The following is a 16,544-nucleotide window of genomic DNA, read 5'->3' on the forward strand; positions in this document are numbered from 1 at the left end:
AGTTCGTGGCTTCAAAACCCTTCCTGGTTAGTCGTTGACTTGTGCCGTGGAAGTGGATGCGCATTTTAGGGATTTTCCTGGCGCCGTCAACACCCAAATCAACAAAAAACACAAAAAACCGATCGTTCGTTTAATTATCGTACAAGACTAACAATTAGTTAACTTAGTCTTGCAAAAACTTTACAACCTGCGCCAAAGATTCAACCCGTACCGCATTAAAATCAGCGTCAATCGGGTACTGACCAGACAATAATATGCGAGTTGAAACGTTAGCAGCCTGTGCCGCTTCCATATCCGAGGATTTATCACCAAGGAAAATGCTCTGTGATAAATCGATATTATGACGTTTTGCCGCATCAACAATCATCCCGGGTCCCGGCTTTCGACATTGGCAATCCTGAAGGTATGGCGGTTTAGCGTTGGTGGGATGGTGTGGACAATAGAAAACATCATTAATGGTGATTTGCTGTTCAGAAAATTTACCTTTCATCCATTCGGTTAATACCTGGAAGTCCTGCTCAGTATATTTACCACGGCCAATGCCTGACTGATTGGTGATGACGATAAGCAGATAGCCCTTTTGTTGTGCTGCATAACACAGCTCAAAAATACCCGGATTAAAATCGAATGATTCAATTTTTGAAACGTAGCCGTGGTCAATATTGATAATACCGTCCCGGTCTAAAAATAATGCTTTGGACATGAATAAATTTCTGCTGAATGATTAAAGGCAAAAGAAAAGCTGACAGCCCGTAAAAACCTGCACTATATCATAAGCCCTGTTTAAAGGAGACATGTGCGGTAATACGGGCATGGGCAGTGGAAAATCTCTGGATTACATGGCTAGGCCGCCATCAATTTCAACAACCCGGCCGGTAAAAAATTCGTTTTCGAAGATATATCGCGCGGTGTGAGCGATTTCTTCAGCATGGCCAAGACGGCCAACCGGCTTCATTTTTTCCAGGCGTTCACGCATTTCTGGCTTCATCGCATCGGTCATCGCCGTTTTAATGACTCCTGGAGCGATTGCACCAACGCGAATTCCGTGACGACCCAATTCACGCGCCCAGGTCACTGTCATCGCAACGACACCGGCTTTCGATGCAGAATAGTTGGTTTGTCCCATATTTCCCTGACGGGCAATAGAAGACATATTTATGATAACGCCCTTACGCTTGTGCTTTATCATTTGCACCGATGCTTCACGGCCACATAAGAACACGCCGGTCAGGTTAACATCAATTACCGACTGGAATTGTTCTAATGACATTTTTGCAGTCACTTCGCCATCTTTGGCTTTTACAAACATGCCATCGCGCAGGATACCCGCATTATTGACCAGGCCATCAATACCACCAAAATCGGTGGCGATTTTTGCAAAGGTAGTTTCCACATCCGCTTCATCAGTCACGTTAGCGCCGTAAGCCTTAACATCTGTCCCCATACCCTTAAGTTCTGAGACAATGCCACTCAACGCATCTTCTGACATATCGATTAACGCGAGGCGCGCACCATGCTTAGCAAAATCTTTTGCCATGGCGCCGCCAAGACCACCGGCGGCACCGGTGATCACGATTACTTTTTCCGATAGATTCATTTATCTTCCTTTTCATACATCTTAAAAATACTGGAAAAATCCAGTGTGCCATTGCCCTGGTTGGCATGCAGGGAGAATAAATTACGCGACAGTGCTCCCATTGGAGTTGTCGACTGGCTCTGCACTGCACAATCCATGGCAAGGCCTAAATCTTTTGCCATCAGGTCGACCATAAAACCGCCTTGATAGTCATTTGCCGCAGGAACGCTTTCCATCACTCCAGGGCAAGGATTGTATAATTCTAAGGTCCAGTTACGGCCTGAGCTTTTCAGCATAATTTCTGAAAGCACTTTAGGGTCCAGATCATTATTGATCCCTAATTGCAAGGCTTCAGCCGTTCCCGCCATCAAGATAGAAAGCAGCATATTATTGCATACTTTAGCGACCTGTCCGGCGCCGTGACCACCGGCATGAAAGATATTTTTACCCATGGCTTCCAGTACTGGTTGGGCACGATTAAATTCGTTGTCACTGCCACCCACCATAAAACTTAACGTCCCGGCAGCGGCACCAGCAACGCCTCCGGATACCGGCGCATCAACAAAGTCTATGCCCTTTTCTTTTAATGCGGTCGCTACTTTTACTGCAGTGGCCTTATCGATGGTTGACGAATCAATAACAAGCGTCCCAGGTTTCATGGTGTGAATCATGCCTTGTTCCGACAGATAACACAGCTCAACATGCTTGCCGGCCGGCAACATGCTGATCACAATGTCGGCACCGGAAGCGCATTCTGCAGCACTCGCTGAAGATGTTGCCCCTTGCTCTACTAACTCATTTATCGCCTCGGTGCTCAGATCAAACACACGTACCTGATGCCCTGCTTTAATTAAATTGGCCGCCATGGGTCCGCCCATGTTGCCTAATCCGATAAATGCAATCGCCGTCATCTTATTTCCTCTTTCTTATTACCATTTTATTATCTGGGTTAAAAAACTTACTGGCCAACCGCTATAGGACGCAATCCTAATTCAGCCAGCGGATGATTCGAAGCTTGCCATTTGCATTCAAAAAACCAGTCAAGAACTTGCGGATCAACCTCATCAATTGTGGCAAATTTCCACTTTGGTTGGTTATCTTTCTCAATCAACAAGGCTCTGACTCCTTCCTGGAACTCACCATATTCAGCGCATTTGCTTGCTAGGCTTAATTCGAAGCGAAAGCAATCAGATAATGACAATGGTTTACTGGTCTGCAATTGCCGATAGATAATGTGTGCACTTAGCGGACTACCATGCTGCAGCGTCTTTTGCGCACGTTGCAACCATTTATCATCAGAGTCTATCGTTGTAATGGCATCAACAATCTCAGATAAACTACTGCCACTTGTCAGGCTTTCAATAAGTTGCTGATGCTTCACCAGGTTAGATTTCGGTAATGAGGATTTCACCTCGGCACCTAAGCTGGATAAGACTTTGGTCAATTTTTCATGGTTCAGGGAAATTGTGTCGCCCCAGTGCACTTCAATTAACTGGTCTAGTAAGACTTGCTTTCGCTCATTGGTCAAAAAGTGATCAGCCAGATTCACATGCAATGCGTCTGCGGCATTGACGCTGGCACCGGTTAAACCAAGAAATAAGCCACAACCTTTCGGCATCCGATTCAAAAAGTAGCTGCCGCCTACATCCGGGAATAAACCAATGGTTATTTCCGGCATAGCGATGCGGGAAGTTTCAGTGACGATACGGTGACTCGCTCCAGCCATCAATCCAAGGCCACCGCCCATTACGATTCCTGATCCCCATACCAGCAACGGTTTATTGTAGGCATGGATCAGATAATCCAGCTTATATTCATCACAAAAATACTGAGACGCCGACTGCGCGCCCTGGGTGTCGTTTTGCATGCCTTTATACAGATGAACAATATCACCACCGGCACAAAACGCCTTTTCGCCACTGCCTTGTACCAATACCATGGCAATGTCAGGGTTATCCTGCCACTGGCGTAGTTTTGGCAGCAACGCATGAACCATATCGTGACTTAACGCGTTCAGGGATTTCGGCGAGTTAAGTGTGGCAACGCCAATTTTTTTGCCATGAATTGCAGTTAATTCATCAAACAAAACGACTTCGCTCATAAAATTTCTCCTGCTCCCTCGGTAAGAATTCGACGAGATACGATCAGTCGCATAATTTCATTGGTACCTTCGAGAATTTGATGGACGCGCACATCGCGGAAATGTCGTTCTAACGGGTATTCTTTGATATAACCGTAACCGCCATGAATTTGCAGTGCAGCATCACATACCGCAAATCCAACATCGGTAGCAAACTGTTTTGCCATGGCACAATAAGCGGTTTTTTCCGGATCGTTATTATCCAGCTTAAATGCGGCCAGACGAACCATTTGTCGGGCGGCAACTAGCTGTGTCGCCATATCCGCCAGTTTAAACTGTAGCCCCTGGAATGACGCAATGGTTTTGCCAAATTGCTTACGCTCCTTCATGTAAGCGGTAGCCGTAGTTAAGGCCTGTTGTGCGGTACCAATTGAACAGCTTGCAATATTAATGCGACCGCCATCAAGACCTTTCATCGCAATCGCAAACCCCTCGCCTTCTTCGCCAAGTAGGTTGGCAACCGGAATGCGGACATCTTCAAAAGTAATCAGGCGCGTTGGCTGCGCATTCCAACCAAGCTTTTCTTCCGCTTTTCCGTAAATCACGCCCGGGCTGTCGGCCGGGATCACAACCGCAGAGATCCCTTTCGCACCTTCACAACCGGTACGCACCATCGCGACTAAAACATCCGTTTCGCCGGCACCGGAGATAAACATCTTCGAACCATTGATCACGTACTCATCACCGTCTCTTCTGGCACTGGTGGTCAGCGATGCTGCATCGGAGCCTGCGCCAGGCTCAGTCAAACAATAAGATGCCAGAAGCTTGCCTGACACCAGGCCTTCACACCAGCGCTCGCAAACACTATCTGTGCCCCAGGTGGCGATCATCCAGGTTGCCATGTTATGAATGGTTATCATTGCCGTGGTGGCGGTACAGCCCATGGACAGCTGTTCAAAGATAATGGCCGAATCGAGTCGACTTAACCCCATTCCGCCTTTATGCTCCGGCGTGTAGAGTCCGCAGAACCCTAATTCGCCAGCCTGTTGAATCACCTGTTTTGGAAATATATGTTCTGCATCCCACGTCGCCGCGTGAGGCGCTAACTCAGCCATCGCAAATTGCTTTGCCATATCGGCGAACATTTGCTGTTCTTCGGATAAATTAAAATTCATCTTGTCTTCTTCCCCAAATCAATTCGGCCTGTTTTCACTTTTCTTTTTTATGGCCGAAAAAAAAGCCGCAGGACGCGGCTGGTTTTCGTTAAATCTTAAAGCATTTCGATAGCGACGGCCGTTGCCTCGCCACCACCAATACAAAGACTTGCCAGGCCTTTCTTAAGACCTTTATTTTTCAATGCGTGGATCAGTGTTACCAGAATACGAGCGCCACTGGCACCAATCGGGTGACCTAAAGCACAGGCACCGCCATTGATGTTCACTTTGTTATGGTCAAGCTGCAATTCATCGATTGCCAGCATCGTAACCATGGCAAACGCTTCATTGATTTCAAATAAATCAACATCGGCAACTGACCAGTTGATCTGTTCCAATAATTTTTTGATAGCGCCAACCGGAGCAGCGGTGAAGGTCTCAGGTGATTGCGCATGCGAACTATGTCCTACAACCCGGCACAATGGTGTCAGGCCACGCGCGTTAGCTTCACTTTCGGTCATTAATACCAGAGCGGCTGCACCATCAGAGATAGAGCTTGAGTTGGCCGCGGTAACCGTCCCATCTTTCTTAAATGCCGGACGCAGCGACGGAATCTTTTCCGGACGGGCATTGCCGGGTTGTTCGTCAATCTCTACTGTCACATCGCCACGACGGGTACTGAAGGTTACCGGCGTAATTTCATCACTGAAGGCGCCTGAGTCTATGGCATCGTTAGCACGCTTTAATGATTCCAGGGCGAACGCGTCCATCTGTTCACGACTGAATTTTTTCTCATCTGCCGTATCCTGGGCAAAACAGCCCATTGCCTTACCGTCGTAAGCATTTTCCAGACCGTCATACATCATATGGTCCAAGGTTTGAGCATGGCCCATACGCATGCCCTGACGTGCTTTTGGAAGCAAGTATGGTGCATTAGACATGCTTTCCATGCCGCCGGCTACAACGACTTTGTTGTAACCCAGACGTAACGTATCAACCCCTTGCATCACTGCCTTCATTCCGGAACCACACACTTTTGATACTGTGGTACACGGTGTCGACATATCAACATCAGCGTATAAAGCCGCCTGGCGTGCCGGTGCCTGTTTCATCCCGGCAGTCAGTACGCAGCCCATCAGTATTTCATCAACCTGGTCACTGGCCACGTTTGCACGACCGAGTGCGGCCCGGATTGCCGCAGCACCAAGTTTAACCGCAGGTTCGGAACTCAGGCTGCCCATAAAGCCTCCCATTGGGGTGCGGGCGGCGGCGACAATTACAATAGATTTGTTGCTAGACATAATGCTTCCATTTTCATTTTTGTATCTGAAATCAAGATTAACGCAATTTCCAAGTTTACGCCAAGGTAAACTTTTTAGTTCGCTAAACGAAAGCGTAACTAATTATTGCCAGAGCTAAACATAATGCAAAAGACCTCGCAATTCACATAGTGCTATAGGCCTAGAAAGGGATTGAGGCGAAGATTTGTCCGATTTTGTTTACAATAATCTGGGTTCTGAAATGTCATGACTAACAAAACACCTTTACCTTTACGTAAACTTCACCTAAGTTAGAAAAAAACCATTATTCGACAATTCTCCATGAATGATATCAACAATCATCAAGTAACCTTCAGTATCAGCGATCTCGCGAAAGAGTTTGATGTAACGACGCGCAGCATTCGATTTTACGAAGACCAGGGCTTGCTAAGCCCGGAGCGTCGCGGTCAGACACGCATCTACAATCGTCGTGACCGAGTGCGCCTGAAACTGATATTGCGGGGTAAGCGTCTCGGTTTTTCATTGGCTGAAACGGGACGTTTATTCAATCTATATGACACCGATAAAACCAGTACCAGTCAACTTGACACCATCATGGAGCTTATCAGCGAAAAAAAATCCGCCCTGCATCAACAGCTGGATGACATTAAAGTCGTGCTGATGGAATTGTCCACCCTCGAACAACGCTGTAAACAGGCTCGCCAGGATCTAACAGAGAAAGCCAGCGCAAGCACAACAGCAAACTTAACTAAATAAGGAAACACTATGATCTCCCGTTTTTCTTCACTGAACTTTAATCTTGGCGAAACCGTGGAAATGATCCGCGATCAGGTAAATGCATTTGCCCGCGACGAAATTGCACCACGAGCGGAGCAAATCGATATTGATAATGAGTTTCCAAATGATTTATGGCGCAAATTCGGCGACATGGGCTTACTGGGCATGACCGTTGATGAGCAGTACGGCGGCAGCGGCCTGGGTTACGTTGAACACGTAGTGGCGATGGAAGAAATCAGCCGAGCTTCGGCGTCGGTAGGCCTGAGCTACGGTGCTCACTCGAATTTATGTCTGAACCAAATCAACCGTAATGGTACCCACGAGCAGAAGATGAAGTATCTGCCAAAGCTTTGTTCAGGTGAACACATTGGCGCTCTTGCAATGAGCGAACCCAACGCCGGTTCTGATGTTGTCAGCATGAAGATTCGTGCCGAAAAGAAAGGCGACAAGTACGTTTTAAATGGCAATAAAATGTGGATCACCAATGGTCCTGACGCTCACACCTACATTATCTATGCTAAAACCGATATCCATGCAGGTTCGAAAGGTATCACGGCATTTATTGTAGAGCGCGATTATCCAGGCTTTAGTCGTCATCAAAAACTCGACAAATTAGGGATGCGTGGTTCCAATACCTGTGAACTGGTATTTGAAGATTGCGAAGTACCAGAAGAAAACATTCTTGGCGAATTGAATAAAGGCGTCGCGGTATTAATGAGCGGCTTAGATTATGAGCGCGTTGTCCTATCAGCTGGACCTTTAGGCATTATGTCAGCTTGTATGGATAATGTGGTCCCTTACATCCATGATCGTAAACAGTTTGGTCAGTCGATCGGTGAATTCCAGCTTATCCAGGGCAAAGTCGCGGATATGTATACCCAAATGAATGCGGCAAGAGCCTACGTCTATATGGTGGCACAAGCCTGTGATCGCGGTGAAACCACACGTAAAGATGCCGCAGGTGCGATCCTGTACGCCGCAGAACTGGCGACAAAAATGTCCCTTGATGCGATACAAATCCTCGGCGGTAATGGTTACATCAATGAATTCCCAACCGGTCGTTTACTTCGTGACGCGAAACTTTATGAAATTGGCGCCGGAACATCAGAAATTCGTCGCATGCTGATTGGCCGTGAATTATTTAACGAGTCCAAGTAATAAGTCGATTAACGAACTAATTAGCAAGGAATTATCGTGGCCAAATTAACCAGTAAAATAAATACTCGCAGCGAAGAGTTTGCTGCCAACGCCGCTCACATGCAAACGCAGGTCGATGATTTAAGAGAGACCCTGGCGCAAATTAAACAAGGTGGTGGTGAAAAATATCAACAGCGCCATTTATCCCGCGGTAAATTGCTGCCAAGGGACCGGGTTTATCAGTTACTTGACCCAGGATCACCTTTTCTGGAGCTGTCGCAGTTGGCGGCCTATGAGGTATACGACGATTATGTGCCGGCTGCCGGAATTATTACCGGTATTGGTCGCGTCAATGGCCTGGAATGTATGATCATCGCCAACGATGCCACAGTCAAAGGCGGAACATACTACCCGTTGACCGTAAAGAAACATCTGCGTGCCCAAACCATCGCCGAAGAAAACAACCTACCCTGTATCTATCTGGTGGACTCAGGTGGTGCGAACCTGCCTAATCAGGATGAAGTATTCCCGGATAAAGAACACTTTGGACGCATCTTTTTCAACCAGGCCAATATGTCTGCGAAAAACATTCCGCAAATCGCTGCGGTGATGGGCTCCTGTACAGCCGGTGGTGCTTATGTACCGGCGATGGCGGACGAATCCATTATTGTCAAAGAGCAAGGTACAATCTTTCTGGCAGGGCCGCCGCTGGTCAAAGCCGCAACTGGCGAGGTGGTATCGGCAGAGGAACTGGGTGGTGCCGATGTGCACTGTCGAACCTCTGGTGTCGCCGATCACTATGCGCAAAATGATCAGCATGCGCTGCAATTAGTGCGACAGGCGGTTGGTAACTTAAACCGGAAAAAACCGGCACAGCTTGATATCCGTTCGCCACAAGAACCGCTATATGACCGTAGCGACATTTATGGAGTGATACCAAAAGACTCAAGACAGCCATATGATGTGCGGGAAGTTATTGCTCGTGTCGTTGACGGCAGTGAATTCGATGAATTTAAAGCCCTGTATGGCACCACCCTGGTTTGTGGCTTTGCCCGCATCCACGGATACCCGGTTGGCATCGTCGCCAATAACGGCATTCTATTCGGCGAATCGGCACAAAAAGGTGCGCACTTTATTGAGCTTTGCGCGCAACGCAAAATACCGTTGGTATTTTTACAGAACATCACCGGCTTTATGGTCGGCAAACAATATGAGTCTGGCGGTATCGCCAAGCATGGCGCGAAAATGGTAACCGCGGTTGCCTGTGCCCAGGTACCGAAATTTACGGTACTAATCGGTGGTAGTTTTGGTGCGGGTAATTATGGTATGTGCGGTCGCGCGTATGACCCGCGCTTTATGTTTATGTGGCCAAATGCCCGTATTTCGGTGATGGGTGGCGAGCAGGCAGCTGGTGTACTGGCGCAGGTTAAACGTGACCAGAAACAAAAACGTGAGGAAGCGTGGAGCGAACAGGAAGAGCAGGCCTTCAAACAACCGATTATTGACGAATATGAAAAACAGGGACACCCCTATTATGCCTCAGCCCGCTTATGGGATGATGGCGTAATCGACCCTGCCGATACCCGCCAGGTTCTTGGCCTTGCGTTATCCACCGCATTAAATGCCGAGATTAAAGAAACTCGCTTCGGCATCTTCCGCATGTAATTAACTGGGAGTAAGTTAGATGACAATTAACAGTTCCAGTCCATTACTGGAAATTAGCTATCCACAAAACCGGGTAATTGAGGTCAGTCTCAATAACCCGGATAAATTCAATGCGTTTGACGATTCTCTGATCGCAGCGATGACCGATGTCTTTGAGCAAGTTGCCAATAACCTTGATATTCGGGTGTTGGTACTTTCAGCCCAGGGAAAACATTTTTCAGCCGGCGCCGACCTGGCCTGGATGCAGCGCATGGCGGACTATACGCTGGAACAAAACCAGCAAGACGCCATGGCTCTGGCAAATATGCTCTATAAGCTGAATCACCTGCCGCAGGCAACCATTGCCAAAGTTCAGGGGGCCGCTTTTGGTGGTGCCGTGGGCCTGGTCAGTTGCTGTGACATGGCGATCGCCACCGACAACGCCAGCTTTTGTCTTTCAGAAGTTAAGCTTGGCCTGATCCCGGCCACCATCAGTCCTTATGTCATGCAAGCCATGGGGGCGCGAGCCAGTCGCCGATATTTTCAGACTGCAGAGCGATTCAAGGCTGAAACGGCTTTAAAACTTGGCCTGGTAGATGACGTGGTACCTCAGGACTCGCTAAGTGAGACAGTCAGCAATCGTTGTGACTTGATCTTAAGTAATGGCCCGCACGCAGTTCGCAAAGCAAAAGCCCTGGTGCTGGATTTTCAGCATCAGGCAGTCGATCACAAAATGTTGTTACAGACCAGCGAACGTATCGCCGAAGTTCGGGTCAGCGACGAAGGCCAGGAAGGTCTGCAGGCATTTTTCAATAAGCGACCGGCCAGTTGGTTAAGCGATAAGGAATAATTATGTTTAGTAAAATACTGATCGCCAACCGCGGCGAAATTGCGTGTCGGGTGATTGAGACTGCCCGGCGCATGGGCATAAAAACCGTAGCGGTTTACTCGGATGCAGACCGACAGGCTATGCATGTCACCCTTGCCGATGAAGCCGTCTACATTGGCGCTGCTCCAGCCAAGGACAGCTATCTGCAAGCACAAAAAGTTATTGATGCGGCAATAAAAACCAACGCCCAGGCGATTCATCCAGGTTATGGATTTTTATCTGAGAACGCGGAATTTTGCCGACTGTGCCAGGCAAATGATATTACCTTTATTGGTCCACCGGTGGCGGCCATCGAAGCGATGGGTTCTAAATCGGCGGCCAAAGCCATCATGGAAAAGGCCAATGTTCCCCTGGTTCCAGGCTACCATGGTGAAGACCAGTCAGAAGCTCTGATCAAACAACATGCTGATGCCATGGGCTATCCGGTATTGCTGAAAGCAGCTGCGGGTGGCGGCGGCAAAGGAATGCGCCAGGTGTGGAGCGAAGCAGAGTTTTCATCGGCGTTAGCAGCGGCTAAGCGTGAGTCAATGGCAGCCTTTAATGACGATGTGATGCTGGTAGAGAAATATCTGACTCAGCCACGCCACGTCGAAATCCAGGTATTTTGTGACAACTTTGATAATGCCGTCTATCTGTTCGAGCGCGATTGTTCGGTGCAACGACGTCATCAAAAGGTCATCGAAGAAGCGCCAGCACCAGGCTTAAGCGATGAGGTTCGCGAAAAAATGGGACATGCGGCGATCGCTGCTGCCAAAGCCATCGGTTATCGCGGCGCTGGTACGGTTGAATTCCTGTATGAAAATGACGGCTCTTTCTATTTCATGGAAATGAATACCCGTTTGCAGGTAGAGCATCCGGTTACGGAAATGATCACTGGCCAGGATTTAGTTGAATGGCAACTTCGCGTTGCTGCCGGCGAAGCACTACCGAAGCAACAATCCGAGTTAGCAATCAAGGGCCATGCATTCGAAGCCCGTATTTATGCGGAAGATCCGGATCAGGAGTTTTTACCAGCGACGGGTACCTTGAATTTCTTAAAAACCCCCACTGAAAATGCACATATCCGGGTCGATACCGGGGTTCGCCAGGGGGATGAGGTCAGCATCTATTATGATCCGATGATCGCCAAACTGATCGTCTGGGATGAAGACCGGGAAAAAGCATTGTTGCGTTTAAAAAGTGCGCTGAAGCACTATCAAATCCAGGGCGTGACGACAAATATCGATTTTCTTTATAACGTCGCGAGTAATGATGCGTTTGCACAAGCAGATGTCGATACCAGTTTTATTGAAACTCATCAACAGAGCTTGTTTAACGAACAGCCTGGCGATATTGACAGCTATTTACCGTTAGCTGCGACTTATGTGTTGTTAACCCAAAAGCAGGCAAACCAATCCTTAGCAAGCGCTAATGACCCCTATTCGCCCTGGCAAAACAATAACGCCTGGCGAGCAAATGAAAAGCACGTTCACAAATTTGAACTGATGGCGATGTCAGAACGTTTTGCGGTTGAAGTGGAAGAGTGCCGCGAGGGTGAACAACATTATTATCTGTTAACCTGCCAGGGACAAACCTATGATGTCCAGGGACAATTAGTCGACGATGGTCTGTTAATTACCGTCAATGGCCATCGTCAGCAGGTAGTGATTGCAGCACAACAGCAAAACTTTACTATCTTTAGCGAACAGGCAGCGATTACCTTCACCAATGTTGTTGAAGATTTCAATGACAGTAATGATGATGGTGGCGATTCTGGTTTACAGGCACCAATGAACGGTACATTGATCACTACCTTAGTCGCTGTTGACGAGGCAGTGACTAAGGGCCAGCCATTGATGATCATGGAAGCGATGAAAATGGAACATACGATAGTGGCACCCGCCGATGGCAAAGTCACCGAGTTTTATTATCAAAGTGGTGACATGATTGATGGCGGCTCTGCCCTGCTAGCTTTTGAAAACGAGTAAGTGAGTCCAGTTATGATCAAAGCAAATCCGAGATTGCCAAAACGGGTAAAACTGGTCGAAGTTGGCCCCCGGGATGGATTGCAAAATGAAGCGACCGCAATCGACACGCAAGTGAAAGTTGACCTGGTCAACCACCTGACTGACGCTGGGTTATCTTATATCGAGACCGGCAGCTTTGTATCGCCCAAATGGGTTCCACAAATGGCCAGCTCTGCTGAGGTGTTTGCGCAGATAAAGCGCAATAGCTCGGTAACCTATGCTGCACTCACCCCAAACCTGAAGGGGTTGCAGGCAGCCATTGCTGCTGGCGTCGATGAGGTAGCGATATTCGGCGCTGCTTCTGAAAGCTTCAGCCAGAAAAACATTAACTGTTCAATCAAAGAATCCCTACAGCGCTTTACTGACGTGGTGGAACTGGCGAAACAGCACAATCTTAAAATTCGCGGTTATGTATCCTGCGTGTTGGGTTGCCCGTATGAGGGTGACATTGCACCGGAACAGGTCGCCGAGGTAGCAAGAGACCTGTTTGCCATGGGCTGTTATGAAATCTCCCTGGGCGATACCATAGGGGTTGGCACCCCACACCGGGTGCAGGAAATGCTGGTAGCCGTTAACAAGTACGTACCCATGGATAAACTCGCGGTGCATTTTCATGACACCTATGGTCAGGCCCTTGCCAATATCTATGCGGCATTGAATATGGGAATTGCCGTCATTGACAGTTCTGTTGCCGGCTTAGGTGGATGTCCTTATGCCAAAGGTGCTTCCGGCAATGTTGCCACTGAAGATGTGGTCTACATGCTCAATGGCCTGGGAATCGAACATGGGGTGAATTTTGACTTATTACTTAAAGCCGGATGGTTTATTAGTGATAAGCTACAGCGCCCAGCGATTTCAAAAGTATCTAATGCGCTACGAGCCAAACAGACCGGATAATGTGTCAGTCAACTTGATTCATTAAGTACCAAAAACGAAAAGGCCAGCAATTAAGCTGGCCTTTTTACTAAGTAAAAATATCGTTATTTGACTGACAATCATTCACGCTCAAACGCCTGCTGCTCATTGCATTCTCGTACGGTCAGTTTTTTCTCTGGAAAGATTCGATTGATAATCTGCGCCACCATAAAGCCAGCTATGACTCCGGAAATATTGGCAGTTAAATCAAGCCATTCTCCATAACGGTTTACAAAAGGTTGGATCAGCTCAATGGCACCACTGATACCAATAAAGCTCAGAACCAGTACCGGCCAGTAATTTGGCTTTTTTAACGCCATCGGCATCACCAGGGCGAAATAAGCGAGAAAATGATGCGTCTTATCGGTTCCGGGAACCACCGGCAGTGCCTGCAAGGGGTACAAGGACAAGACACAGATAATAGACATCATCAACATGGTAAGGAGAATCCAGTAACGTCTGGTTAAAGCCAACAGCAAAGACATAAAATTTCCAGTTTATTCGAGTTGAGCTTATTGTGGCTGCGACCGCTGAGAAATTCAACAAAAACGAAGGGAAAGCTGTAAGCTGTAAGGCTGTAAGGCTGTATGGCTGTAAGCTGTATGGCTGTAGGCTGTAAGCTGTAAGCTGTAAGCGTTAAGTTGTAGCTCCATATGGCTCTATAGCCCTATAGCCTTTTTACTTTATAGCCCTATAGCCTTTTTACTTTATAGCCCTATAGCCTTTTTACTTTATAGCCTTACGGCTTTATGGTGTTTCGGGTTTTGCTTTTTTTCTTGCATCATTTTTTAAACACTGATAATTTACTGTACAAATAACCAGTACCCTTACAGGATGTTTATCATGTTAACCAATCTCAGTATCCGCAACTTTGCGATTGTCAGCCATGTTGAAATTGACTGGCAACACGGTATGACGACCATAACCGGGGAAACCGGTGCCGGTAAATCGATTGCCATAGATGCTTTAGGCTTGTGCCTGGGCGAACGTGCGACAACCTCCGTTGTTCGTCCCGGTAGTGACAAAGCCGAGTTGATTGCCTGTTTTGATGTCTGCAATAACGACAAAGCCAGACAGTGGTTAACCGTACAGGATTTACACAATGATAATGAATGTATTATTCGTCGCTTAATTACCAGCGAGGGACGCTCAAAAGCCTACATCAATGGCACACCGGTACCACTGGCGCAACTAAAGGTTTTGGGTCAGTTATTGATTAACATCCATGGACAGCATGATCATCAATTATTGTTAAAAACCACTGAGCAAAGACTGTTGCTTGATGACTACGCCCAGCATCAGGGGTTACTCGATGAAATCAAGTATTTTCAAAAGCAGTGGCGTGCCACTAATACCGAACTGCAAACCTTATTGGAAAGTCAGCAACAACGTCAGGCGCAACAACAACTGTTGCAATACCAGGTAAAGGAACTGGACGAGTTTTCCTTACAGGAAGGTGAGTTTTCACAACTTGAGGCGGATTTTAAGCGCCATGCCAATGCTCAGCAGTTGCTGGTACTTTCCGGCCAGTGCCTGAAACAGTTAGATGATGAGAACGAATACTCGCTGACGGCGCAATTGCAGAAAATCGTTGATGATGTGCAACAATTGGCGGCACTGGACAATGGCGCGGAGGAGATCAGCAAGATGTTGACCGAAGCCAGTATTCAGATTCAGGAAGCGTCGCGCGATTTGAATTATTACCAGCAAAGCATCGATCTCGATCCAGAATCTTTTAGTATTATCGAAGAGCGCTATTCCACTGCGCTTAACCTGGCGCGCAAGCATCAGGTTAATCCCGAAGACTTATTTGCTTACCATCAGAAATTGCAGGGGCAGCTTCAGCATTTAAGCGGCGATGAAGAGCGACACCAACACCTGCATGATGAGCTGGACACGATCAAGGAACAGTATCACCAGGTTGCTGCGAAACTAAGTAACAGTCGTTCAAAAGCGGCGAAAAAACTGGCGAAATTAATTACTCAATCGATGCGTGAGTTAAGTATGCCTGACGCCCAGTTTAGTGTGAAAATCACCGATAGCCATAGCGAACAATTATCCGCTTATGGTTTCGATGATGTGGAATTTCTAGTGAGTATGAACCCGGGACAACCACTTGAAGCTTTGCATAAAGTCGCCTCCGGAGGTGAATTATCGCGAATCAGCCTGGCAATTCAGGTGATCCTTGCCGAGAAAGTCATCACACCTACGCTGATTTTCGATGAAGTTGATGTTGGTATCAGTGGCCCTACGGCAGCTAAAGTTGGGCAAAAGTTGCAACAGTTAGGGGGCAATACCCAGGTTATTTGCGTCACCCATCTGCCACAAGTGGCTAGCAAAGGCCGACAACAGTTATTCGTTGCCAAACTCACCGATGGTAAGCATACGCAAACCTCGGTCACGCCACTTAATCAAGATGCCAGGGAACGTGAAATTGCCCGCCTGTTGGCCGGCGACGAAATTACCGACAACGCTATTGCCAATGCCCGGGAACTTTTAGCCAGTTAACACGTCTGATAGCAACGCGATTATTAGCTAATTGGTTAATAGTCGCGAGATGTCACTAAAAAATTCACAAAAAGCCTTTAATCTCCCCTGCCCCTTGGTTATTATCCATGGCAGTATAGGTTGTAGCCGTTAAGGAATAATAATTAATGAAATCCCGTGCTTTATCGCTAAGCATTTTGCTTGGATTGGCCACTACGTTCGCCTCAGGATGCGTATACCGAATTGATGTACCGCAAGGCAACTATATCGAACAAAAACAGATTGATAAGTTGCAAATCGGTATGAGCAAAGATCAGGTGAAATTTGTTCTGGGCAACCCAGTGATTGTTGATACCTTTAACGACGATAAATGGTACTACGTGTACAACTTTAAGTCCGGTCGCGATCAGGCTTTTGATTCCGAGAAGAAATTAGTACTGACCTTCGAAGGGGATGTGCTGGCAAAAGCGGAAGGAGATTTTGAAATTCCGGAAAGCTTTTATACGCCTATTCAATAAGATTTAATACCAATCACATTAAATTATTGCTCACTCAGTGAGAATTTAAAGGCTTTTAGACAAGGCTTTGATTGCAGAGAA

The 16,544-nt window shown here is 47.3% G+C and carries 15 protein-coding genes; 8 read left to right on the plus strand and 7 right to left on the minus strand.

Features of this window, described 5'->3' with window-relative positions; translation table 11 throughout:
- Positions 1–163: 163 nt before the first annotated feature.
- The 6 genes from gmhB to E8M12_RS15960 form a co-directional block, all read right to left on the minus strand.
- Positions 164–703 (minus strand): D-glycero-beta-D-manno-heptose 1,7-bisphosphate 7-phosphatase, encoded by a 540-nt coding sequence (gene gmhB / locus E8M12_RS15935; RefSeq protein ID WP_136737266.1) that lies wholly within the window; start codon positions 701–703, stop codon positions 164–166.
- A 132-nt stretch (positions 704–835) separates the two neighbouring features.
- Positions 836–1,597 carry an SDR family oxidoreductase gene (locus E8M12_RS15940; protein ID WP_136737267.1) on the minus strand — a complete coding sequence of 254 codons (762 nt, stop codon included), beginning with the start codon at positions 1,595–1,597 and terminating at the stop codon, positions 836–838.
- Positions 1,594–2,487, minus strand: a complete 894-nt coding sequence (gene mmsB / locus E8M12_RS15945) for a 3-hydroxyisobutyrate dehydrogenase (protein WP_136737268.1) — start codon at positions 2,485–2,487, stop codon at positions 1,594–1,596. Before mmsB ends, E8M12_RS15940 begins: the two co-directional genes overlap by 4 nt.
- Positions 2,488–2,534: 47 nt before the next feature.
- Positions 2,535–3,677 carry an enoyl-CoA hydratase/isomerase family protein gene (locus E8M12_RS15950; RefSeq protein WP_136737269.1) on the minus strand — a complete coding sequence of 381 codons (1,143 nt, stop codon included), beginning with the start codon at positions 3,675–3,677 and terminating at the stop codon, positions 2,535–2,537.
- Positions 3,674–4,831, minus strand: a complete 1,158-nt coding sequence (locus tag E8M12_RS15955; RefSeq protein ID WP_136737270.1) for an acyl-CoA dehydrogenase family protein — start codon at positions 4,829–4,831, stop codon at positions 3,674–3,676. The genes E8M12_RS15950 and E8M12_RS15955 overlap by 4 nt, the downstream gene beginning before the upstream one ends.
- Positions 4,832–4,926: 95 nt before the next feature.
- Positions 4,927–6,111, minus strand: coding sequence for a thiolase family protein (locus E8M12_RS15960; protein WP_136737271.1), 1,185 nt, complete (start codon positions 6,109–6,111; stop codon positions 4,927–4,929).
- A gap of 300 nt (positions 6,112–6,411) precedes the next feature.
- Here E8M12_RS15960 and E8M12_RS15965 point away from each other — a divergent pair, with 300 nt between their 5' ends.
- From E8M12_RS15965 to E8M12_RS15990, 6 genes are read left to right on the plus strand one after another with little or no spacing between them, the layout of a single operon-like run.
- Positions 6,412–6,846, plus strand: a complete 435-nt coding sequence (locus tag E8M12_RS15965; protein ID WP_136737272.1) for a MerR family transcriptional regulator — start codon at positions 6,412–6,414, stop codon at positions 6,844–6,846.
- Positions 6,847–6,855: 9 nt separating this feature from the next.
- On the plus strand, positions 6,856–8,025 hold the full coding sequence (locus tag E8M12_RS15970; RefSeq protein WP_136737273.1) for an isovaleryl-CoA dehydrogenase: 1,170 nt from the start codon (positions 6,856–6,858) through the stop codon (positions 8,023–8,025).
- A gap of 36 nt (positions 8,026–8,061) precedes the next feature.
- The gene (locus E8M12_RS15975; protein WP_136737274.1) at positions 8,062–9,669 is read left to right on the plus strand and encodes a carboxyl transferase domain-containing protein; all 1,608 of its coding nucleotides are present in this window, start codon (positions 8,062–8,064) and stop codon (positions 9,667–9,669) included.
- 19 nt (positions 9,670–9,688) lie between these two features.
- A complete protein-coding gene (locus E8M12_RS15980; protein ID WP_136737275.1) occupies positions 9,689–10,498 on the plus strand; it encodes an enoyl-CoA hydratase/isomerase family protein in 810 nt (269 codons plus the stop codon).
- Positions 10,499–10,500: 2 nt separating this feature from the next.
- Positions 10,501–12,504: an acetyl/propionyl/methylcrotonyl-CoA carboxylase subunit alpha gene (locus E8M12_RS15985; RefSeq protein WP_136737276.1), complete on the plus strand. Its 2,004-nt coding sequence runs from the start codon at positions 10,501–10,503 to the stop codon at positions 12,502–12,504.
- A gap of 12 nt (positions 12,505–12,516) precedes the next feature.
- On the plus strand, positions 12,517–13,440 hold the full coding sequence (locus tag E8M12_RS15990; protein ID WP_136737277.1) for a hydroxymethylglutaryl-CoA lyase: 924 nt from the start codon (positions 12,517–12,519) through the stop codon (positions 13,438–13,440).
- 98 nt (positions 13,441–13,538) lie between these two features.
- Here the strand turns inward: E8M12_RS15990 and E8M12_RS15995 are convergent, their stop codons facing one another.
- Positions 13,539–13,943: a VanZ family protein gene (locus E8M12_RS15995; RefSeq protein ID WP_136737278.1), complete on the minus strand. Its 405-nt coding sequence runs from the start codon at positions 13,941–13,943 to the stop codon at positions 13,539–13,541.
- A gap of 358 nt (positions 13,944–14,301) precedes the next feature.
- Here E8M12_RS15995 and recN point away from each other — a divergent pair, with 358 nt between their 5' ends.
- Together recN and E8M12_RS16005 are read left to right on the plus strand one after the other, a co-directional pair.
- Positions 14,302–15,966 (plus strand): DNA repair protein RecN, encoded by a 1,665-nt coding sequence (gene recN / locus E8M12_RS16000; RefSeq protein ID WP_136737279.1) that lies wholly within the window; start codon positions 14,302–14,304, stop codon positions 15,964–15,966.
- 146 nt (positions 15,967–16,112) lie between these two features.
- Positions 16,113–16,463: an outer membrane protein assembly factor BamE gene (locus tag E8M12_RS16005; RefSeq protein ID WP_136737280.1), complete on the plus strand. Its 351-nt coding sequence runs from the start codon at positions 16,113–16,115 to the stop codon at positions 16,461–16,463.
- The last annotated feature ends 81 nt before the right edge of the window (positions 16,464–16,544 follow it).

Origin of the sequence: Thalassotalea mangrovi (genome assembly GCF_005116735.1) — a bacterium.
Taxonomy (GTDB): Bacteria; Pseudomonadota; Gammaproteobacteria; order Enterobacterales; family Alteromonadaceae; genus Thalassotalea_A; species Thalassotalea_A mangrovi.